This window comes from Pseudomonas sp. TCU-HL1 (assembly GCF_001708505.1).
Classification (GTDB): Bacteria; Pseudomonadota; Gammaproteobacteria; order Pseudomonadales; family Pseudomonadaceae; genus Metapseudomonas.
Window position 1 is genome coordinate 3,548,266 of the sequence record NZ_CP015992.1, and the last position, 21,139, is coordinate 3,569,404.

14 protein-coding genes and 3 pseudogenes are annotated in these 21,139 nt (G+C 57.2%); 5 read left to right on the top strand and 12 right to left on the bottom strand.

The features are described 5' to 3' along the window. Positions 1 to 8: 8 nt before the first annotated feature. Positions 9 to 1,541, bottom strand: a complete 1,533-nt coding sequence (locus tag THL1_RS16515) for an aldehyde dehydrogenase (RefSeq protein ID WP_414703678.1) — start codon at positions 1,539 to 1,541, stop codon at positions 9 to 11. 408 nt (positions 1,542 to 1,949) lie between these two features. Between THL1_RS16515 and THL1_RS16520 the strand changes: the two genes are divergently transcribed. After that, complete coding sequence (locus THL1_RS16520) at positions 1,950 to 3,098, top strand: MFS transporter (RefSeq protein WP_069084248.1); 1,149 nt, start codon at positions 1,950 to 1,952, stop codon at positions 3,096 to 3,098. Positions 3,099 to 3,163: 65 nt separating this feature from the next. Further along, a complete protein-coding gene (locus THL1_RS16525; RefSeq protein ID WP_145928316.1) occupies positions 3,164 to 3,898 on the top strand; it encodes a GntR family transcriptional regulator in 735 nt (244 codons plus the stop codon). 102 nt (positions 3,899 to 4,000) lie between these two features. Here the strand turns inward: THL1_RS16525 and THL1_RS16530 are convergent, their stop codons facing one another. The 7 genes from THL1_RS16530 to THL1_RS16560 form a co-directional block, all read right to left on the bottom strand. Next, positions 4,001 to 5,770: an aconitase X gene (locus tag THL1_RS16530; RefSeq protein ID WP_177343837.1), complete on the bottom strand. Its 1,770-nt coding sequence runs from the start codon at positions 5,768 to 5,770 to the stop codon at positions 4,001 to 4,003. 149 nt (positions 5,771 to 5,919) lie between these two features. Next, on the bottom strand, positions 5,920 to 7,419 hold the full coding sequence (locus tag THL1_RS16535) for an APC family permease (protein WP_083245916.1): 1,500 nt from the start codon (positions 7,417 to 7,419) through the stop codon (positions 5,920 to 5,922). Between the two features lie 443 nt (positions 7,420 to 7,862). After that, positions 7,863 to 9,491 carry a choline dehydrogenase gene (locus THL1_RS16540; protein ID WP_069084250.1) on the bottom strand — a complete coding sequence of 543 codons (1,629 nt, stop codon included), beginning with the start codon at positions 9,489 to 9,491 and terminating at the stop codon, positions 7,863 to 7,865. A 90-nt stretch (positions 9,492 to 9,581) separates the two neighbouring features. Continuing rightward, positions 9,582 to 11,081, bottom strand: coding sequence for an aldehyde dehydrogenase family protein (locus THL1_RS16545; RefSeq protein WP_069084251.1), 1,500 nt, complete (start codon positions 11,079 to 11,081; stop codon positions 9,582 to 9,584). Positions 11,082 to 11,441: 360 nt separating this feature from the next. Further along, positions 11,442 to 12,221: an ABC transporter permease gene (locus THL1_RS16550; RefSeq protein ID WP_069084252.1), complete on the bottom strand. Its 780-nt coding sequence runs from the start codon at positions 12,219 to 12,221 to the stop codon at positions 11,442 to 11,444. Further along, positions 12,218 to 13,150: an ABC transporter ATP-binding protein gene (locus THL1_RS16555; RefSeq protein ID WP_069084253.1), complete on the bottom strand. Its 933-nt coding sequence runs from the start codon at positions 13,148 to 13,150 to the stop codon at positions 12,218 to 12,220. Before THL1_RS16555 ends, THL1_RS16550 begins: the two co-directional genes overlap by 4 nt. Positions 13,151 to 13,296: 146 nt before the next feature. Then, positions 13,297 to 14,940, bottom strand: a complete 1,644-nt coding sequence (locus tag THL1_RS16560) for an acetolactate synthase large subunit (RefSeq protein WP_069084254.1) — start codon at positions 14,938 to 14,940, stop codon at positions 13,297 to 13,299. Between the two features lie 588 nt (positions 14,941 to 15,528). On the opposite strand from THL1_RS16560, the pseudogene THL1_RS16565 reads away from it, so the two are divergent. Together THL1_RS16565 and THL1_RS29020 are read left to right on the top strand one after the other, a co-directional pair. Further along, positions 15,529 to 15,912: pseudogene (locus tag THL1_RS16565) on the top strand (LysE family transporter); the annotation flags it as partial. A gap of 19 nt (positions 15,913 to 15,931) precedes the next feature. Continuing rightward, positions 15,932 to 16,182 (top strand): annotated as a pseudogene (locus tag THL1_RS29020) (3-methyl-2-oxobutanoate hydroxymethyltransferase); the annotation flags it as partial. A gap of 40 nt (positions 16,183 to 16,222) precedes the next feature. Here THL1_RS29020 and THL1_RS16570 read toward each other — a convergent pair. Next, positions 16,223 to 16,408, bottom strand: a pseudogene (locus tag THL1_RS16570) (amino acid ABC transporter substrate-binding protein); the annotation flags it as partial. 756 nt (positions 16,409 to 17,164) lie between these two features. Between THL1_RS16570 and THL1_RS16580 the strand changes: the two are divergent. Next, positions 17,165 to 17,521: a histone-like nucleoid-structuring protein, MvaT/MvaU family gene (locus tag THL1_RS16580; protein ID WP_069084257.1), complete on the top strand. Its 357-nt coding sequence runs from the start codon at positions 17,165 to 17,167 to the stop codon at positions 17,519 to 17,521. Positions 17,522 to 17,606: 85 nt separating this feature from the next. Here the strand turns inward: THL1_RS16580 and THL1_RS30335 are convergent, their stop codons facing one another. The 3 genes from THL1_RS30335 to THL1_RS16590 form a co-directional block, all read right to left on the bottom strand. Beyond that, entirely contained in the window at positions 17,607 to 17,777 is a 171-nt protein-coding gene (locus THL1_RS30335; RefSeq protein ID WP_177343838.1) for a hypothetical protein, read from the bottom strand. Positions 17,778 to 18,146: 369 nt separating this feature from the next. Continuing rightward, the gene (locus THL1_RS30405) at positions 18,147 to 20,453 is read right to left on the bottom strand and encodes an SEC-C metal-binding domain-containing protein (RefSeq protein WP_069084258.1); all 2,307 of its coding nucleotides are present in this window, start codon (positions 20,451 to 20,453) and stop codon (positions 18,147 to 18,149) included. Positions 20,454 to 20,546: 93 nt separating this feature from the next. Beyond that, the gene (locus tag THL1_RS16590; protein ID WP_145928318.1) at positions 20,547 to 21,131 is read right to left on the bottom strand and encodes a hypothetical protein; all 585 of its coding nucleotides are present in this window, start codon (positions 21,129 to 21,131) and stop codon (positions 20,547 to 20,549) included. Positions 21,132 to 21,139 lie beyond the last annotated feature (8 nt).

Sequence of the window (21,139 nt, forward strand, 5' to 3'; positions counted from 1 at the left end):
GCCTCTCGTCACTTCAGTTGCATCCAGATGGTTTTCACTTCCGTGTACTGATCATGCGCATGGAACGACTTCTCCCTGCCGCCGAAGCCAGACTGCTTGAAGCCACCGAACGGGACAGATTGATCGCCCTCGGAGAAGCAGTTCACGGAAACGGTACCGGCACGAATTGCACGCGATACCTTGTGCGCCACATGCAGATTGTTGGTGTAGAGCGAAGCAGCCAGACCATAAGGAGTGTCGTTGGCGATCTGGATCGCTTCTTCGACAGTCTTGAAGGTGATGACGGAGAGTACCGGGCCGAAAATCTCTTCGCGGGCAATGGTCATGGCATTGTTCACGCCGTCGAAGATGGTCGGTTCGATGTAGAAGCCACCGGTCTCCTCACGCACGCGCTTGCCACCGCAGACGAGGCGGCCGCCTTCCTTCAGGCCGGACTCGATGTAGCCGAGGATGCGATTCATGTGCTTTTCTTCGATCACCGCACCGATGCGAGTGCCTTCGACCAGCGGATCGCCGACATTCCAGGTCTTGAAGTGCTCCAGGAGGGCTTCCAGCAGGCGGTCCTTGATCTTTTCGTGGACCAGGAGGCGAGAACCCGCGCTGCAGTTTTCACCCTGACTGAACAGAATGCCGATCGCCAGTTGCTCAACAATTGGCTGCAGGTCGTCGACATCGTCCATGACGATGGCCGGGCTCTTGCCGCCCAGCTCCAGGATGACCCTTTTCAGGTTCGACTCGGCCGAATATTTCAGGAAGTAGCGACCCACCTCAGTGGAACCGGTGAAGCTCAGGCAATCCACGTCTGGGTGACGACCCAGCGCCTGACCGGCAGTCTCGCCGAAGCCGGTGACCACGTTGAACACACCGGCAGGAATACCCGCTTCGGCAACCAGTTCCGCAAAGCGCAGCGCGCTGAGGGTAGTTTGCTCGGCCGGCTTGATGACGACGGAGTTACCACCGGCCAGGACGGGGCCCACTTTCATGGCGAGAATGGCGAGCGGGAAGTTCCAGGGAATCACAGCGCCGACAACGCCGATCGGCTCACGGACGACCAGGGAAACCAAGTCACTCGCGGTCGGAGAAACTTGATCGTACAGCTTGTCGATTGCCTCGGCGTGCCACTTCAGGGTCTCGACGGCATCCGGCAGGTCAGCTGCAATGGCGTCATCGACAGGTTTGCCGTTGTCCAGGCTTTCGATCAGAGCCAGCTCCTGGGAGTTTTGCTCGACCAGGGCTGCAAGGCGCTGCAGGGCCCGCTTGCGCTCTTTGGGTGCCAGTTTGGACCAGCGCCCATCTTCAAACGCTGCCTTGGCAGCGGCAACCGCGATATCGACATCCCGTGCATCGCATTCGGCAATCTTGGTGATGACTTCGCCAGTGGCCGGATTGATGGTCTCGAACTCTTCCCCGCCGACTGCATCGACGAATTCACCATTGATGAACGCCTGAGTACGGAACTTCAGAGACTTAGCCAATGCAGCGAAGTCAGGGCGGGCGGTGTTTGTCATGAATCTTCCTCCGGTTGTAGCGCCAAGAAGCATCAGCTTCGGGCAAGTCGACGTTTGCGGGTCTGGCGGTGAGTGAACGGCTCTAGGTCATCTGAGCCCTGTACCTCTGATAGGTGCGCATCCAATCGCTCCCACCCACCGCAACTCCCAAAACAAGCCTGTTATATTGTATACGGTCTTTGATCGACGCTCGGATTCCCTCAGCAGCCTTCCGGCCCATTGGATTCTCCGGCGTACCCTTTTCCGTAGATCGGATTTGGTATACGATTTTTACTACAAAAGATTGAGCTGTGCAACCGCTCCATCACAGAACCCGGACAGGCCCAATCTAGGGTCTTGTGTGACAAGCGCATGTCCCACCCAGGGGCCAGGACGCAACGACGACCACCAATCGCCCCTAGCAGAACATCGAGGCTGGCGGGCACATAACAGGGTGTTGGAATGAACTGTTTCCCAAGCGCGACAAGCTCCATCCGCAAGGAAAAACAATCCACGCGATTAACCTTCTTCTTTGCCGGTTACGGGCTGGCCGTCTGGGCACCCTTGGTACCGTACGCCAAGGAGCGAGCAGGCCTGTCTGAAGGCACGCTGGGTATTCTGTTGCTCTGCCTGGGGGCGGGCTCATTGCTGGCCATGCCCATTGCCGGCGCTATCACCGCTCGCAAGGGCTGCCGGAAGGTGATCATCGCGTCGACTATGCTGGTCTGCCTCTCCCTACCCCTGCTCACTGTTTTCTCGTCACTCCTGCCCCTGGCTATAACGCTCTTCTGTTTTGGCGCGGGAATTGGCAGCCTCGACTCGACGGTGAACACCCAAGCGGTAATCGTTGAGCGCAATAGCGGCAAGACGCTGATGTCCGGCTTTCACGGACTCTTCAGCCTCGGGGGAATTGTTGGCGCAGCGGGTACCAGCGCCCTCCTCTCCTTGAGCTGCTCACCGCTGCAGACCACCTTGATTGCCGTAGCCATCATGCTGGTCACCCTCTATTTCGCTGCCCCAAATCTATTGCAGGCCGGTGCAGTTTCTACCGGTCCGCTCTTCGCGGTCCCCCATGGCCTCGTGGTGCTCATTGGCTGCATCTGCTTTGTCGCGTTCTTGGCAGAAGGCGCAATGCTGGACTGGAGTGCGGTACTGCTGATTGAGCTGAAAGGCATAGCCTCGCAACACGCAGGCGTTGGTTACGTCCTTTTTGCTTGCACGATGACCTTCGGCCGGCTGACCGGCGACCGGCTAATTCGGCGTTTCCGCCCGCAGCAGGTGGTCCTAGTTGGCGGGTTGTCATCGGCTTTGGGTTTCGCGCTCATCATGCTGGCTCCCAACTGGGAGCTCTCGCTATTCGGGTTCGCACTGGTTGGTATCGGCTGCGCAAACATCGCTCCCGTCATGTTCAGCCTGATCGGCAAGCAGAAGGTCATGCCCGAAAGCCTGGCGGTGCCCGCGATTTCGACGATGGGCTATGCCGGAATTCTGGCCGGGCCAGCGTTCATCGGCTTCATCGCACACGCCACCAATTTGCAGTTCTCGTTCGTACTGGTGGCATTGATGCTCGCCGTCGCCGCCCTCGGTGCGCGACGGCTATTCAGGTCGTAACCGACTACGGGCAAGCGCCCTCAATTATCAGAAATGTGTTCAACCACGACTCCAGGAGTTTGAACGTGGCCTACCTTTCACCTCCGAGCATCGAGTCCACGGGAATCGCGCGCTCCACCTCAGAAATCATTGCCAAGCATCTACGCGATGCAATCATCGCCGGCGCCCTTGCTGAGGACACACCAATTCGCCAGGACGAGATCGCTCGTGCTTTCAATGTCAGCAAGATTCCTGTCCGCGAAGCACTCAAGCGCCTGGAAGCAGAAGGCCTTGTACTCTTCCATCGCAACAGGGGCGCAGTAGTGACTCGCATCAGCGAGCCTGAGTTGGCGCAAATTTTCGAGGTCAGGGTGATTCTCGAAGTACAGGCCATCAGCATGGCAGTACCCAACATGACCGCTGACCACTTCAAACGCGCGGAAGCGATTTGCGACGAGTTCCTGCAAATTACCGATGCCGATCGCTGGGCAGAGCTCAACTGGGCCTTTCACGCCCGCCTCTATGAAGCCTGCCAGCGCCCATTTCTGATCAACCTGATTCGCTCAATCCACGACAAAATCGAGCGCTATTTGCGGATACAGATCAGCCTGTCGCACGAAGCCAAACAGCGCGCGGACGGTGAACATCGAGAGCTGGTCGAAGTGTGCCGACGTCAGGATGTAGAAGGCGCTGCAGCACTGATCGAGTCACACATCTCCGGGGTCTGCCAATCGCTTTACACCCATTTGCCAAAAGCGCTGCATGCCGGTACTGCGGCCTTGATCAATCCTTTGCTCGAGCCCCTTTCGCTAGCGACATGACAGGCCCAGACATTCCCTGCAGCTTGCTGAGTCGAGAAAGTACTTCTGCCCCAAAAGAACGGCGCCCTTCCTCAAGAAAGGGCGCCGCGCGGCCAACTGAATTCAGTTGAGCCAGGCTGGGATACGAGCACTCCAGTTACCCGAGCAGGCCGCCTCCACGCAGTCCGTCAGGCTACCGAAATGGACATTGCGACCGACCAAGCCAGGCGCGTAGTGAGCGTACTTACCCGAGTTGGTCATTAACGTGGAGCTCGCTTGCGGAATCACCGGCTCGCCGAGCATGCACCAGCAAGTATCGGTGATCAGTTGGGCGCCAAACTTCTCCAGGATCTCGACGTAACCGGCCTCACGGGCCTTGTCGTTAACATCCCGCCCCATAGTCACCACCAACGCAGTGTCGGGACTCTTCTGGCGCCCTTCACACAACTGCGCCAGTCGCTCGCACTCGGTGATCGAGAAATGCGGATTGCCCAAGGACACCAACTGCACTGCGGCTTCGGGAGAACTGTCCAGCTCCTGCCAGGAACGCACCAAGTCTTGCCGGCAAACGGTCAGCTGACGACGGGGAGCGACTCCACCTAACGCCTGCTCCACCGAAGTGGCCTCCGGAGTGATGCCAGCAATGTGGAACATTGGAGCAGCGGAAGTCGTGGCAAAGGCCGCGCCGAATGCCTTCAAGTCGTCAATGGTGGGCCGGGCATTTTCAAGGCCGGAGATTACCGGTATCTCGGTGGTCGCCAGCAACCCGACGTGGTAGCCGAGCAACGGATAGAACGCATCGTCGGCCCCCTCGGGCTTCCGCACGTCAATGCGCAGGGTCGCTTTGCGACCCTCGTCAGAATGACTGCCCACGAACGGCGCACGGCCGGTAAGTGCGATGCAGATGTCCAAGTAATCCGGATACTTGAGCGTCCGCGCGCCCAAGACACTGTTAGCAAAAACCACCGCATTGGACTCAGCCCATACGATCTGTTCGCCCAATCCCGGCGCAGTGTCGAGGAGATAGGGAGCGCAGGTAAAACTGACACGCGCGCCCATATCCAGATAGGCGTCGCCCAGTGCACTTGCGGGTTCCCCAAGTGCCGCATCAACCCCCAGCTCTCGCCACTTGCGCTTATCGACCGAGATGGAATTCAGCGTGGTCGGCACCTTTACCTTGGCGCCCCACGTCACCAACTGCTGAGCGAATCGCAGACTGGCCGGACCGGTATAAATGCAGCCATCAATGTGGGCTTGGGTGACGTCGATGAGCTCACGAGCGCCCTGCAGCTCGGCAATTCGCAAAAGGAGTTGCATGGCAACCTGAGCGGCCTTGCCATCGCTCCCTTGCAGCATATCCAGGTCAGCCTCGCTCAACTTGAGCTGGCCAGGCACAGCAATAGGCGTCTCTTGAGCTTCCCTTGCCATAACGGCCTGGGCCTCAGGCACATGATCAAGCAGCGTGACCTGACCCGCCTCCATTTTTACGCCAGGACTCCCCGCCAGGCGCGCAAAGGCGTCTTGACCAAGGCACACAACCGGGAAGGACTTCCCGAATATCACCTGAGCGACCAGTACACCGAGCGTCAGGATTTCATCCGGCTCAGCGAGAAGAAGTCCCGCAGGCGCATGACCATTGAGAACCAGCTCCAACATCACGCTGCTGCCAGTGCACGAGCCCCGTCCACTTGGAATTGCCAGGATTTTGCCGGTGATGAACTGCCCACTCAGAGGGTGGTGCCGATCAATTACTTCACCGGTGAAGGGTTCTACACCACCCCAGAAGCTCAGCCCCATATCCGAATAAACCAGGGCACCCTGCGCAGCTCCTTTCACCAGGCTGCGTCCCTGCATGGAACGCCCCGAGACAACAGGCTCACAAATTGCGGTCATGTTCTTACCTCGATGGCATCGCTGAGATCATCCAGCGAACAGGCTTTATTAATAGTCACGGCAACCCTTCTTAGAGGGCCAATTTCCACGAATCTCACGCGAAAGCGACCACTGGAGTGGCCGCTTCGCTGAACCGATGGGGTATCGAATCAGTTGTCGTAAGTCAGGGCTTTGGTGAGTGCTTCGTAGCGGCTCGGGCTCTTCATTTTGATGTAGTAGCCGTAACCGATGCCCAGGGCGAAGATCATGAAGATGGCCGCCACCATCCAGTTGGCAACGGCGCCAGTCAGGCCCATCAATACATCGATGCTGGTGAGTGCGTAATACAGGAACACGCCAAGACCGGCCGTTGCGATTGCCGGTGCAACCAGGGTGTGCCACAGGCGTTTATCCACGTTGCTCTTGCGGAAGAAGACGAAGATCGCCACAGCGGCCACGACCTGGGCCAGGATGATGGCCACCGAACCGATGCCAGTCATCCACGCAAAGAGTGTGGTGTAGGGATCAAGTTGCAACACCACGAAGGGAGCGACAATCGCCACCACGCTGACAGTCTGGACCAACGATGCGACGTAGGGGGTTTGCTTCTCGCTACGGGTATAGCTCAACGCCGACCACACCAGTCCTTGTCGGCCCAGGATGTAGAGGTAGCGAGCGATGTTGTTATGGAAGGTCACCAGCGCCGCAAAGATTGCAGTAACAATGAAGATGTTGAAGCAGTTGGTCAGCCACGGGTTGAGCACCAGGTTGCTGACCCAGAAAATCAGATTACCGCCTTCCCGTTGAGAAATCGCTACGGCCTGATCGACGCCGAGGGCGTTAGTGATCAGCCACATGGTCAGGGAATACAGCGCGCCCATGAAGAGCACCGAGATATAGGTCGCACGCGGGATGGTCTTGCGCGGATTCCTTGCCTCTTCGCTGTAGATGGCGCTGCCCTCGAAACCAATGAAGCACGCACAGGCGAACATCAGCGCAATGCCAAGTCCAGGTGAGAACAGCGCGGACGGGGTGAAAGGCTCAAACGAAAACTCGGACGCCGGGGTCGGGCTGTTGAGCAAGATGCCGCCGTTGAGTACCACCACAAGGATGACTTCGAGTGTCAGCAGGACACCGAGCACTACGGCACCGGAATGCACGCCATGCAGACCAAGGAACAGACACAGTACAGCTGCGGTAGACGCCAGTACCCACCACGGAACGTCCAGGCCAAATGAACTGGAGAGTAACTCCGCTGCGTAGAAGCCGAATCCACCATAAAGGCCAACCTGGATAGCCGTGTAGGCAAAAATTGTGAGGGCTGCTGCCCCCAGACCTACAGGGCGACCCAGTCCGAGCGTGACATAGGAATACAGGGCACCGGCATTTTTGACATGCCGACTCATCGCGAGGTAGCCCACAGAGAACAGGACCAGGATGGCCATCGCGACCAAAAACGCGCTGGGAGATCCAACGCCGTTACCCATGCTGAGCATGATCGGCGCGATGGCTATCACACCGGTCAGCGGAGAGGCCGCAGCGATGATGTAGAAAACGATATCCATCACCCCAAGCGTGTCCTTTTTCAAGCCGTGGTTGGAACCATGCTGTGCTTGGGCGGTAAACGAATTCTCTTTGGACATTTTATGGCTACTTGTTGTTGTACTCATGCTGCAATCCTTCAGTGCTGTCCCGCGCTTGGCTAGAGCACAGGGGCGGTTTCGACCCGGCCAACCCTCTCACTGCGAGCCAAGGCTCCGAGCGTGAAAGCCGAGAAACATGCCCGGGCGTAACGCCCGAATACATTATTTCGTATACGACATTCTATATGCACAATATCGGCCAACCCTCCTCACCCGTTCAATACGGACTCAATTTTCTATAACTTATTGATTTATAAAGGCCTTGCAAGGAGCTCAAGGATGGTCAAGCACTCCACCCTGCCCTACTCGAGTGTTACTTTTCCGTGCATTCCAAGCCTCAGGCGCACCACAAGGTGACGACGGGTAACACCAATCTGCTCGAGACATCGCTACAAGGTTTGCACCAAAAAAAATGGCCAACGCGATTGGTCGGCTGGCCAGCTCGCAGATGCGAAGGGCGTGGTTAATCGCTAGTGCATTGCGGTAAGCGCGGCCGCTATCTTCTCGGCCAGCATGATGGTCGGGGCATTGAGGTTCCCACTGGTCAGCGAGGGGATAATGGAAGCATCGACCACCCGCATGCCGGTCAGACCATGGACGCGACCGACCTGGTCGACCACCGCCATTGAATCGCTACCCATCTTGCAGGTACCACACGGGTGGTACTGGGTACTGACATTGGCCCGCAACCATTCTTCAAGCTGTTCATCGCTGAATTTCTCCAGACCAGGATCGAGCGGTTCTCCACGAATTTGGTCCCAGGCCGGCTGCGCGATCATTTCCAGAGTGCGCCGCACGCCCTCCCTCAAATCGCGCATGTCGTCCTTGTCGGCAAGGTAGTTGTGCACGATGGAAGGTTGCGCATAAGGGTCAGCAGAGGTCAGTGCGACTCGCCCACTGCTGCGAGGACGCATGAGGCAGGTCTGGTAGAGGAATCCGTCCTGGATATCGCTCGAGCCATGGGTGAAGTCCCCCACCATCGGGATGAATTCGTGCTGGATGTTGCAGTAGTCCACCGTGGGCTCGCTTTTGAAAAAGGCACCCACCTCCCAGAAATTTGTGGCCCCCAGCCCCGAGCGCAGAAACAACCACTGCGCGCCAATCACGCCCATTTTCAGCAGGTTCAAATCTGTGGCGGGAGAAATTCCCTTAACCGCAGCCTTGTAGCCCACGGGAACACAGGGGTGATCACGCAGGTTCTCTCCCACGCCTGGAAGGTGAGCCACGACCGGGATGTCGAGGTCGCGCAATTGTTGCTCGTCTCCGACCCCCGACAACATCAGGAGGCGCGGTGACTCATACGTGCCACCAGAAAGAATGACCTCGGTGCCCGCCTCGTAGCACAGCTCTCGGCCCTCTCGACTGACCTTCACGCCACACGCACGAGTGCCATGGAAGATCACCTTCAGCACGCGCGCTCGATCCAGGATGGTCAGGTTCGGCCGGCTGGCCGCCTTCTTCAGATAAGCGTGTGCGCAACTTGCGCGGATGCCGTGATCGATGTTCGCCTGGTAGACGTGAACACCTTCCTGCTCCTCCCCGTTGTAGTCGGAGTTGAGCTTCAATCCGTATTGCTGCCCCGCCTGCAGGTAAGCTTCAAAGATCGGATTCTCGGCCCGGCAGGTGGTGATCCGGATCGGTCCGCCCTCGCCGCGATACCGATCGGCACCACCATCGAAGTCCTCCATTTTCCGGAAGAACGGCAGGCACTTCTCATAGGACCATTCCTCCAGACCGCTTTTGGCCCAGTCGTCATAGTCGCGCCGATTGCCCCGAACGTAGACCAGACCATTGATGGAGGATGAACCACCCATCAAGCGACCGCGGACATGCTTGATCGTTCTGGCGTTGAGCACAGGCTCCGGGCCCGTTTCATAGGACCAGAGATTTCGTTCATCACCGAGTGGATAGGCGAGCGCCGCCGGCATGCGAACGAAGACAGAGTTGTTCCACTTGCCGGCCTCAATCAGCAGCACGCGCTTCGAGGCATCCTCTGACAGCCTGGCAGCGAGAACACACCCCGCTGAACCTGCACCGACGATGATGTAGTCGTACTTCTCACGTTCGAATCTTTCTTGTAATGACGGAGACGAATTCACGGCGACCTTCCCAGTGGGGCGAATGACGCTTGAAGTGAACGCTCCTCGCCGTGAGCTCAGAGCCCAGCAAGGAGCACCTGCACACGGCTGTCAGACGAACCGATCGGTCGTCGCCGGATTCTGGATCACGACGGTTTTAGTGGTCGTGAACTCCTCGATCGCGAAGCGCCCGTTCTCTCGACCGAATCCACTTTGCTGAATACCGCCCAGTGGGATCTCCGTCGGTATGTCCAGGAAGGTGTTGACCCAGACGATGCCCGACCGAATAGATCGCGACATGGTCAGGGAAGTATTGAGGTTGCTCGTCCAGACACTTGAAGCGAGCCCGTACTGCGTGTCGTTCGCCAACTTGATGGCTTCCTGCATGTCATCGAAGGGGATGACGACTGCTACCGGACCGAAGATTTCCTCCCGCGCAATGACCGAATCATGCGAGACATTGGTGAAGACCGTCGGCTCGATGAACAAGCCAGGCAAATCACTGCGCACATTGCCGCCGAAGGCCAGGGTTGCTGTCTCCCTGCCCTGCTGGATGTAGGAGCGGATTTTGTTGAACTGCGGCTCGTTGTTGATCGAGCCCATTTTGGTGGTGGGATCCAACGGATCACCGACTTTTACCGCTTGCAGTTTCTCGACCAGTTGCCGAGTAAAGGACTCGAGGATCGACCGCTGTACGTACAGACGGCTACCGCTGCAGCACTCAGCGCCCGAGTTCCAGACAAAGCCACGAATCGCCCCATCGATCGCCGCTTCGATGTTGGCGTCCTCAAACACGATCGTGGGGTTCTTGCCGCCCAGTTCCAGCACGACCTTCTTCATGTTGGAGGAAGAGGCCTGGACGATCTTCTGACCGGTTGCTGTGGAGCCGGTGAATGAAATCAAGCGGATCGCGGTGTGCTCCGCCAATGCTTGTCCTACCGGGTCGCCATAACCGGTGACGATATTGAAAACCCCCTTCGGCAGCCCTGCTTCCTCCAGGATCTTGGCAAGCTCGAGCGTGGTACCCGAGGTGAATTCGCTCGGTTTGACCACCACGGTGCAGCCAGCGCCAAGTGCATAGGGCAGCTTCTGACAGAGAACCACCAATGGGTAGTTCCAGGGGGTAATCAGTGCGACGGGGCCAACCGGCTCGCGGAGCACCAGAGCCAGCTTCTCCGAACCGACATTGGTATGGCTGTCACCATGCAGCGCCCTCGCGCTGCCGGCTGCATAGCTCCACATGTCGCTGGCGAACTGGATCTCGCCACGGGCTTGCTCAAGGGTTTTGCCAGTCTCCTGCACCTCAATCAGTGCCAGTGCTTCCAAATTCTCCAGAATTTTCCCGGAAACCTTCAGCAGCACCTCCGCACGTTCCGCTGCGGTCAGATTCGACCACCGGCCATCGTTGAACGCTTCCACAGCCACGTCCACGGCCTGCGCGACATCCTCGCGAGTCCCCTTTTGCCACACCGCAACGACTTCGTCTGTGGCAGGACTTTTGCGCTCGATAGAGCTGCCACCAATGGAGGTGGCCATGGCGCCGTTGATGTAGTTCCCGTACCGGCGAACCTGGCTCGGGGTTTTCTTCCATTCGTCTAGCGCAATGTGCATATCCACCTCACAAGTCATTGTCGTTATGTCATGACGGGCAGCACGGCCACCCACTCGAACTCATGGCCTGGAATCACCTCGTCAGAGGCGCTCAGATGCTGGATCCCGCTTGCGAGAGACCTAACATCGAATCTCGTATACCATATACTCGATATTTATCACTCGCAATAGTCGACACCTCTCCGGTGGGCAGAAGGTCATACGAATGGGGAAGCCCCCAAGCGCGAGGCTCATCGGCACGGCAAAAATAAGGAAAGGGTCGGAAATCCACGGCATGAAAAAAGGCCGCCAAGCCGGCGGCCTAGTGACGACGAGGACTCTCCCTGCGGCGCTACCCAGTCACGACAATTGGGCAGTGGTTTAGTGGCGCATGCCGCGGCCAGAAACCAGCAGCTGGATGCAGGCGATGTAGAGCACGCCCATCGTTAGCAGCATTAGCGCGATGGCGATGCCGATGTTGATGTCGGAAACGCCGAGGATGCCGTAGCGGAAGGCATTGACCATGTGCAGGATCGGGTTGCCCAGGGAGACCGCCTGCCAGAACGGCGGCAGCAGATTGATCGAGTAGAACACCCCGCCCAGATAGGTCAGCGGCGTCAGCACGAACGTCGGGACGATCGAGACGTCATCGAAGTTGCGTGCGTAGACGGCGTTGATGAAGCCGCCGAGGGAGAAGATGGTCGCGGTCAATAGCACCACCAGTGCGGTCACCCCGACATGGTGTACCTGCAGCTTGGTGAAGAACAGCGACAGGACGGTGACGATCAGCCCCACCGCCAATCCACGCAGCACGCCACCGATGGTGTAGCCAAGCAGGATGGTATGCGGCGACACTGGCGAGACCAGCAGCTCCTCCACCGAGCGCTGAAACTTGGCCCCGAAGAAGCTCGACACCACATTGCTGTAGGAGTTAGTGATGACCGACATCATGATCAGGCCAGGGACGATGTAGTCCATGTAGGCGAAACCACCCATGTCGCCGATCTGCCGGCCGATCAGGTTGCCGAAGATGACGAAGTACAGCGCCATGGTGATGGCCGGGGGCAGCAGGGTCTGCGGCCAAATCCGCATGAAGCGGTGAACCTCGCGATAGACGATGGTTTCGAGTGCGACCCGGTTGGCTGACAGCTCCGAACTCATACAACCGCCCTCACCAGATTTTTCTCCACCAGGGACACGAACAGCTCCTCAAGGCGATTGGACTTGTTACGCATGCTCAGCACGTCGACGTTCAAGGCGGCTAGCCTTCGGAACAGCTCGGTCAAGCCCTGGGCCTGCTCCACCTGCACCTCCAGGGTGTGCTCATCCACCAGCGTTGCTGTGAAGCCGCTCAACTGAGGTAGTACGTTCAAGGGCTCCTTGAGGTCGAGCAGGAAGGTCTCCTTGTGCAGCTTCTTCAGCAGCTCCTTCATGCTGGTGTGCTCGACAATGCGACCGTGATCGATGATGCCGACATTGCGACAGAGCTGCTCAGCCTCCTCCAGGTAATGAGTGGTGAGAATGATGCTGACGCCCTGCTCATTGAGTTCGGTGAGAAAGCTCCACATCGATCGACGCAGCTCAATGTCCACGCCGGCAGTGGGTTCATCAAGGATCAGCAGTCGCGGCTGATGGATCAGCGCGCGAGCAATCATTAGGCGGCGCTTCATTCCCCCGGACAACTGACGGGACGGGGAGTTGTGCTTGTCCCACAGGCCGAGCTGGGTCAGGTACTGCTCGGCGCGCTCCTTGGCAATCCTCGCCGGAATGCCGTAGTAGCCGCCTTGGGTCACGACGATGTCGAAGACCTTCTCGAAATGGTTGAAGTTGAATTCCTGGGGTACTACGCCGAGGCAGCGCTTTAGTGCGGAGGGGTTCCTGTCCAGATCGTGGCCGAACACGTTGACGCTACCGCTGGTCTTGTTCACCAAGGTGGACAGGACACCGATGGTGGTGGACTTGCCCGCGCCGTTGGGTCCGAGCAAAGCAAAGAAGTCGCCTTCGGCCACATCCAGGTCGAGACCCTTAAGGGCCTGGAAGCCATTGCCGTAGGTCTTGGTCAACTGCCGGATAGACAAAGCAGATGTCATAACGTTGAAAAAGCCTATGTAAGACAGTTAATGGATAGGCCCCAAGCAGACAAATGCAGCCATCAGCCCAGCAAAATGCATCAGTAACAACTTTGTTTTTCGGCAGGCGCAGCGACTCCGAAGGTGAGCCGCTGCTACCTCTTGCCTTAGACCTCCGCGCTGCGTGCCCTCAGCTCTGTATTGAGGATTCGATCGTTCTCGGAGTAATCAACTGGGCAGTCGATAACATGCACACCAGGCGTGCTTATGCAGTCCTGCAGCAGAGGCAGGAAGCCCTCGGCGCTTTCCACGCGATGGCCGTGGACACCGTAGGACTGTGCGTACAGCACGAAGTCGGGATTGCCATAATCCAGGCCAAAGTCGGTGAAGCCCATGTTGGACTGCTTCCAGCGAATCATGCCGTACCCGTCATCGCGCAGAATGATGACCGTGAGGTTCATCTTCAGGCGGACGGCAGTTTCCAGTTCCTGGCTGTTCATCATGAAACCACCATCGCCACACACCGCTACGACCGGCCGATCCGGGTAGACGAGGTGCGACGCCATTGCCGATGGCAAGCCGGCGCCCATGGTCGCCAACGCGTTGTCCAGCAGCACAGTATTGGGCATATGTGCCTTGTAGTTACGCGCAAACCAGATCTTGTAGATGCCATTGTCCAGGGCAACGATGCCCTGCGATGGCAGTGCACGGCGTACATCAGCCACGAGACGCTGTGGGTAGACGGGGAAACGGTCGTCGTCGGCGCCTTCGGCGACCTGGGCTTCGTTGGCTTCGCGAATCGCCAGCAGGCGGGTGAAGTCCCAGTGCGAGACCTCGTCCAGTGCCTCGCCGATCTGCCAAACGGCGTTGGCGATGTCGCCGATCACTTCGATCTGCGGGAAGTACACCGGATCCACCTCCGCCGAGCGGAAGTTGACGTGAATGACCTCGGTACCGCCCCGGACCATGAAGAACGGCGGCTTCTCGATAACATCGTGACCGATATTGACGATCAGATCGGCCGCTTCGAGCGCCCGGTGCACGAAATCACCGGAGGACAGGGCCGCATTGCCAAGGAAGCGCGGGTGGCGCTCATCTACCACGCCCTTGCCCATTTGAGTGGTGACGAAGGGGATACCGGTCTTATCGACCAGTTGCTTGAGTACCTTGGCGGTCATCTTGCGGTTGGCGCCCGCACCGATCACCAAGAGTGGGCTGCGCGCAGCCTTGAGCTTAGCCACGGCAGCTTCGATGGACTTGTGCTCAGCCAGGGGACGGCGATGCAGGCTGGGCGGGATCGGGAGACTGTCGGTTTGCTCGGCGGCGATGTCCTCGGGAAGCTCCAGGTGCACGGCCCCAGGTTTCTCTTCCTCAGCCAATCGGAAGGCCTCGCGTACCCGCGAAGGGATGTTGTCGGCAGAGGCCAGTTGGTGGGTGTACTTGGTCAGCGGCTGCATCATGCCGACCACATCGAGGATCTGGAAACGCCCCTGCTTGGACTTCTTAATCGGCTTCTGGCCGGTGATCATCAGCATCGGCATGCCGCCCAGGTACGCGTAGGCGCCAGCAGTGACGAGATTGGTCGCGCCAGGGCCCAGTGTCGACAGGCTCACCCCGGTTTTGCCAGTCAACCGACCATAAGTGGCAGCCATAAAGCCCGCGGACTGCTCGTGGCGGGTCAACACCAGCTTGATATTCGACTTGCGCAGGGATTCGAGCAGGTCGAGGTTCTCCTCGCCGGGGATACCGAAGACATACTCGACCCCTTCGTTCTCTAGACATTGCACAACGACATCGGCGGCCTTGGCCATCTTTCTTGCTACCTCGATATTTCTAGAGTGGACATTCAAATGCGCGAACGCCGAAAACAGCTGGTTAGTGCGTGCTCTGGGCGCACATGTATATCGTATACAAACAACTAGGCAAAAATGCGTTGGCCAGGACATTGCCACCACGGCAGCTAGTCCTGCCTAGAGTCTGTCTCTGCAAATTTACGTATACGATATACTACAATGAATGCCGGATCGCAACCCTCGCGGGGGCGAGGACGGCTCTGCGGCATGCTCCTCTGCAGAAGGGGTTTCACGGGGACAAACCCGCGATGTGGCAAGATCAACGGATCGTCCTAGTCCTCACCAGAGAAGGCGACCTCACCTTGAGATTCGATGACCGATCAATCACGCGTGCATGGCTGGCTGCATGGAAGGCACTCCGCGTCAGTGGGAAACCATGGGATAGCGCTGGCACGCGTTGCCCACCTCCGGCTGCAGTGCATGTCCTGTTCGGGAGATCGGAATATTGATGATGTACGCGAGCTGCTTGAGGCGTTCGAGCTCGACTAAGAACGTCGCACCTGACCTAGCTGCATTAGGAACAGACACAGAGCAATTAACCAGGAAGCTTCCTATCTGAGTTTATTGAATAGGCAACTGCGATGGACAGCTGTGCCAGCACCTGGTGCACTCCAGGAAAAAACCACCTGGCAGCAATGGACGATAAAGGGGGCCTGTGTCAGCGGCCTCAATCCGAAAGTCCTTCTCCTGTTCCTTGCCCTGCTGCCCCAATTCACGGATCCCCTGGCCCTTTGGCCGGTCCCTCTACAGATCGTGGCACTGGGGTTGGTACATGCGCTCAGCTGCGGCGTTATCTACCTGCTGGTCGGATTCAGCTCTGAGTCTGTGTTGCGAACTCGCCCTGTCGCCGCCCAGTTCGTAAGCCGCTTTTCCGGCGCGGCCATGATCATCATTGGCACGATCCTGCTCGTCGATCAGGTTGCCGCCTAAACCGGGAAAAGACATAACAATGAGTGATCAGCCCCTCCCCTCTATGACAACAACTCAACGAGCCCCCAAACGGCACGAGTCAGAATTCCACACCTTAGGCAAATGAAGGTGAATGGACAGAAGTGGGCAATGCTCACTGCCTACGGCATGTACACCGCCGCGATATTTGAGGAAGCCGGCATCCCGGTGCTGCTGGTGGGCGACTCCGCCTCCAATAACGTCTTCGGCAACGAGTCCACCCTTACCGTTATGGTGGATGAGCTGATGGGGTGCGACCCAACAACACAAATGGGTCACCCGATGGGCGCGTTCATAGTTCTTCAGGCGCCTTGTCGGTTGGCTGAGCTACCAACTGCTTCAATTCATTACTCATGGGGAAATTCAAGTTCAGGCCCTTCGGCGGGATGGGCTGGATGAACCACTTGTCGTAGATGCCGTTGATCTCGCCGGAGGCGAAGGTGTCGGCGATGGCCTTGTCGACCACTTTCTTGAAGGCTTCTCCCATCAAGTTCCAGGCCGACATGGGCATTCTGCTGGCGTTCATGTTCACCTGGAACATGCTCGGCGCGCTGATCCTCACCCCAGCCCTTGCCAGGTTCCTATTGTCGCCTCGGAACCCGGCTGTACAGAGTGGTTGCACGCCCTCCGCGCCTTAGCCCAAAGGACTCGTGGAAACTTTGGCCGCCCAATGGGCGGCTTTTTTTGCTACCTATTTGGGCCAGGCTGCCTAAGTTCAAAAAAGACAGGTTTGTCGAAGCAGGGCTGTAGACAACTTGCATAACCTTCTAGTCAGGACTCTCAGGCTTTCAGCTTCCCTCAAATGGTGTCGATAGATAGGCCAAACGACTGGTTCTGAGCACTCTTCGTGTGCCTACTGACGACTTGAACCACCCAGCAAGTTGGCGAATACTAGTTTGCTGACTAACACAAGGCACCGAAGTTTGACTTTATTGGACGCCACAATTGCCCTCTTGCTTGCCGCGCAGATTCACTGTTCGGACAAGGCCATCAAAGCCACGGCGAAACGCTGCGCCCAACGTCTTCCCCGCAGCAAACGAGATCTGATGTTCTCCATCATTGAAAGCGCCGAACCACTCAAGCTTGTCAGGTACATAGCAGAGAATTTGGACTGATGGATTGAAGGGTCGACTTACTCTCGTAGCACGATCATGGGCGATGGCATCCGCCAGCGCAATTGCAGACGATATCCGTCAACTGCACTGTTTATTCGCATCACGCCAAGGAAAACACAATGAGCAAACTAGCTGAATTTAAACGTCTGGAAGCACAGTTGGCGGAACAACTCGCCGCGCTGAATAGCCTCAAGAACGATTCGGAACTCAAGCGCGAAATTGAGTTTGAATCCAAACTCAAAGCGCTTCTGGATGAATATGGCGTTGGGCTAAAGGCGGTGATCAACATCCTTGATCCAGGTCGCACACGCACTCCCCTGCCGACTCAGAAGGGCCAGCGGCGCGAGCGCGCTGTCAAGGTCTACAAGAATCCACACACCAATGAAGTGGTCGAGACTAAAGGTGGCAACAACAAAATTCTGAACGCTTGGAAAGCGGAGTATGGTGCCGCAGCCGTAAAATCTTGGGTCCAGTGAGACTGTCAGCTTAAGGCCGGCGACGTCCGGCCAAAAGCCACTCCCAGAGCTGATGACGTAAGCACGCTGATGCCATAGCAAGCTTTCAGGGGATCGGACCAGCCAAACGCCCAGCTGGCTCAAGCTCTTTACCTTTCTCCAGACCGACCCTGAGAAAGCGACGCTGATTGCCGGAGATCTCCCCGGCCAAACAACGAGCTTTGGCTTTGGCGTCGACGATTGCTCGCAGCTTAGACTGACGCTCTTTCGCTTTCATGGCCTTCACCAAGGTGTGGAATCCAGATAAGACTGCTAAGGGGCTTAGCTGAGCGCACTGCCAAGTACCTCGTAGGCGAAAACGGGCCTGTGCGACAGCCATAGGCTGCAACGACCATATTGACTGCTGGGGAGCCCCCAGCAGTTTACAAGAGGTCCTGCCTGACAATTTCTCACACTCGGTTCCAAAGGCCATTTTTTTCTCACTGGGCCAAGAAAATCCTAATTTTCGGCATAACCGTAGAATTTTTCCTCAGCACCCAGCGCCCCATGCTTTCAGGCACTGGACGCTAGAAAGGATACTTTCCGAATCGCCAGGCTTCTCCGAACCTCTACATGGTATCCAGCACGGCAGTAGCCATTCGATCACTTAACGACCATGGCACCTCTTGAACTTCGTGCCACTGCCGCACCAACACGGATCATTGCGACCAGGGGTTCGAGATGAGCGTACTTGGGCCGTAGTCATCGAAGTGGCCGGATCGACAGCGCGACGGCTCAGTGCTGCGGCATCCGACCTGACCGCTTCCGAAACCACCGCCTCACGCTGAATCCAGTGTGCAAACGCATTCACGTACTGCCCGCGCTGATCCACTCCGATGACAAGTAGCAGTACCCGCTTCACATCGACGGACTGGGCAACCGCTTGCGCTTTCATCTGGGCTGCCAACATGTCGGGATCATCAACATTGCGATGTAGCCAGAACAGTATTGCGTCCTCAACCCGCAGTGCGAAATACCGCCTTGAGAACTTGCCGAGGCTCTTCCGCAGTGGCTCAAGTTGTCCAGCCAGGTCATTGCGCGCTTCGAAGCTGAAGTCACGCAATTGGCAATCAGCTTCGACCCAACCACCTGCACGAGTACGTGCCAAGGCTGACAACAGTCGCTGCATCTCTTCAGGGAGCTCTTGTGCAGGCGGAGCTTTTTCAGCCCAATCGTGCAAACTGAAATAGTCATCGACCACGGAACTCATGCCATCCGCAGCAATAAGACCTGCCCCCTCCGCTAGTTGTTTGCGGACGAACTCGCAGAATCGATTGCGGATGATGTAGGCCCCAAGGTGATCAAATTCGTCGAACAGAAATAGCTCTTGAATCCCTGCGGCTTCTTGGCGGTTATGTAGATAATGCATCAGCGCTCCTGTGTTTGGCAGGAAGCGCCCAAGCACCAATAGTTCGTCGATGGACACCGAAATGAACGGATGCTTACCTAGGATCGGAGCCACTCCAGGCAATTGCTTGCTGCAGGTGGAGAATGGCGAATAGGACTCAACGGTCAGCCCGACAGGCAGGACCAGCCAATAGTCTGAAAGGCGGACTCGGGCCACCTCTTCATAGCGGCCGTCCTTCAAAGTGAACAACGGCACTTCGTGCGCCGAAGCAAGATACTCGATGAACCGACGACACTGCTCGAAGGCCTTAACGATCAGATCCCGCACAGCCCTTGCGTGACGATCAAAGCTGACGGCGGGTGAAGCAATAGTCGCTGCAGCGCCCGATTTAGCCTCAACGACAGCGAGCACCCCATCCATCATGATCACGGTGTCATTTTCGAACCAGTTCCCATCGCGCCGGTAGTACACCTCGCGCAAAATCGTCGCACCCGCCAGCTGGTTCTTGAAGATGTTGGAAAAAGCAGTTTCGCTCCACTCCTTCTGTATCTGCTTGAACTCATCTAAATAGCGGGAATCCCTAACCTGCAAGTTGTAAAGGATCGCTCTATAGGCAGCATCGCGAGCAAAACTGGGATCTGTCAGGTAATAATCATCATCAAGTTTGATGAGTGGTTTTTTCCGAGCAGGCAGGGTGCGGAACGGTGTCCCTGAGTAGGTCCCAGGCGCAAAAAACTCCGTTTCTTCGCCCGGCCCAAAGGAGAGATCCTCCAAGAGGAGATCTGGAAGCCGGGTATGACGACGGACGTTACAGATTCCTCCCTGAAACAGATCTTCAATAGCAGCACTGGCGGCACTTGCACTTTCCGCACATTCGGCCCCCCACTGAGCCATACCATCCTCTAGCGATTTGCCGATTGAATCCACAAAGCCGTACGCCTCATCCATCGTCTTCGATATAGCTTGGATTGCTTGGGCGTGCCCCATGCGAATTGCGTTTGCGAGGTCTTGGATTCCCTGAGCCACCTCTTGCGCACCGACGCCATAGACTCTCCGGAGTGCCTCGTCATGCGGGGCAAGAGCAAAGCTGAAGAACTCCTCTTCCAAAACCTGATAACGCGCCCCTCGCACCAGAACCCAGGTTGATAAGGCATGAAACATCAGAGTCTTCGTGCTAGGCCCAAACTGCGTCTCCGAGGTGCTCATCGCGATCATCATGGACACGACCATCGATGCCGACCTTAGCTCCTCTACTAAGGTCTGTATATCTGCACAGACGGATTCATCGAGATGCTCTGCGCTTTGAAGTGATGTAGTTGCCAATACCGCATGAACATATTCGAGTAAGTACTGCACGTGCCCAATGTTGGCGGGATCAGCAGGCGCTGATCCCGCCTGATCGTCCCTCGCCACCAAAAGCATAGTCGCGTAGACGTAGCCCAAGAGCTCCCTAGGAGGCTGGGAGGCGATAAGTTGGCGCAACCTTTGCGCCGACGCTCCCAGGTCACTCAGCGCTTCCTGAAGTTGAGCGTCGGAAAATGGATTACTGAATGCCTGGTCACTCACGATGCTTCTGGGCCTGACTAGATGGGTACTCCAAACGATACAGCCCCGGAGTTTGGAAGCAAGTCGCAGGGGGGGGCGGGGGGCGGGCGGCAATCAGCGACCGATGATTGGCCGAATCCGGGCCATCACCTGCGTAGTAATTTCATCAGTGGTCAGCCCAGCGGCCATGATGATCACACTATCGGGATAGTACTGCCTAATAAGCGTCTTATGGTCGTGGTAAGCGACAAACAGAACATCGGCTGACTTCAAGTGCTTGACTAGGTCATCGAGATACTTGGGGGCTTCTGCTTGCTGCATAATCATGACACGTGGCGCTAAGACCGGAATGTTAAGCCCGCGCTCTAACATAGAGACGTGGCGGTTGGAGGCGTGAACCGCACTGAGCCAACACTGACGACCGAGCACCGAAATCAGATCACCCTCGCTGGAGTCGAAGATCATGTCGAGGTACTGGGGATACCAAGCGACCTGACCGATCGATTCTGGTGTTAGCTCATCGTCATCGAAGCAGGCGCGCACGAGATCGGCCGCAACTTTCGAGAGCTTGCCCTCAATGTAGAGGGACTTGGCATTGAGATCTTTATACTCAAGATTGCGAAATTGCGCCTCACTTGACCGCTTAATTGCATTGCCTCTGACCACCCGTTTGCATTCGAATTGACCACCGAATTGCACCCGTGCTG

Coding starts and splice junctions, on each gene's coding strand:
- THL1_RS16515 (WP_414703678.1), bottom strand. CDS start 1,541: ATGCTTCTTGGCGCTACAACCGGAGGAAGATTCATGACAAACACCGCC.
- THL1_RS16520 (WP_069084248.1), top strand. CDS start 1,950: ATGAACTGTTTCCCAAGCGCGACAAGCTCCATCCGCAAGGAAAAACAA.
- THL1_RS16530 (WP_177343837.1), bottom strand. CDS start 5,770: ATGACCGCAATTTGTGAGCCTGTTGTCTCGGGGCGTTCCATGCAGGGA.
- THL1_RS16535 (WP_083245916.1), bottom strand. CDS start 7,419: ATGAGTACAACAACAAGTAGCCATAAAATGTCCAAAGAGAATTCGTTT.
- THL1_RS16545 (WP_069084251.1), bottom strand. CDS start 11,081: ATGCACATTGCGCTAGACGAATGGAAGAAAACCCCGAGCCAGGTTCGC.
- THL1_RS16550 (WP_069084252.1), bottom strand. CDS start 12,221: ATGAGTTCGGAGCTGTCAGCCAACCGGGTCGCACTCGAAACCATCGTC.
- THL1_RS16555 (WP_069084253.1), bottom strand. CDS start 13,150: ATGACATCTGCTTTGTCTATCCGGCAGTTGACCAAGACCTACGGCAAT.
- THL1_RS16560 (WP_069084254.1), bottom strand. CDS start 14,940: ATGGCCAAGGCCGCCGATGTCGTTGTGCAATGTCTAGAGAACGAAGGG.
- THL1_RS16580 (WP_069084257.1), top strand. CDS start 17,165: ATGAGCAAACTAGCTGAATTTAAACGTCTGGAAGCACAGTTGGCGGAA.
- THL1_RS30335 (WP_177343838.1), bottom strand. CDS start 17,777: ATGAAAGCGAAAGAGCGTCAGTCTAAGCTGCGAGCAATCGTCGACGCC.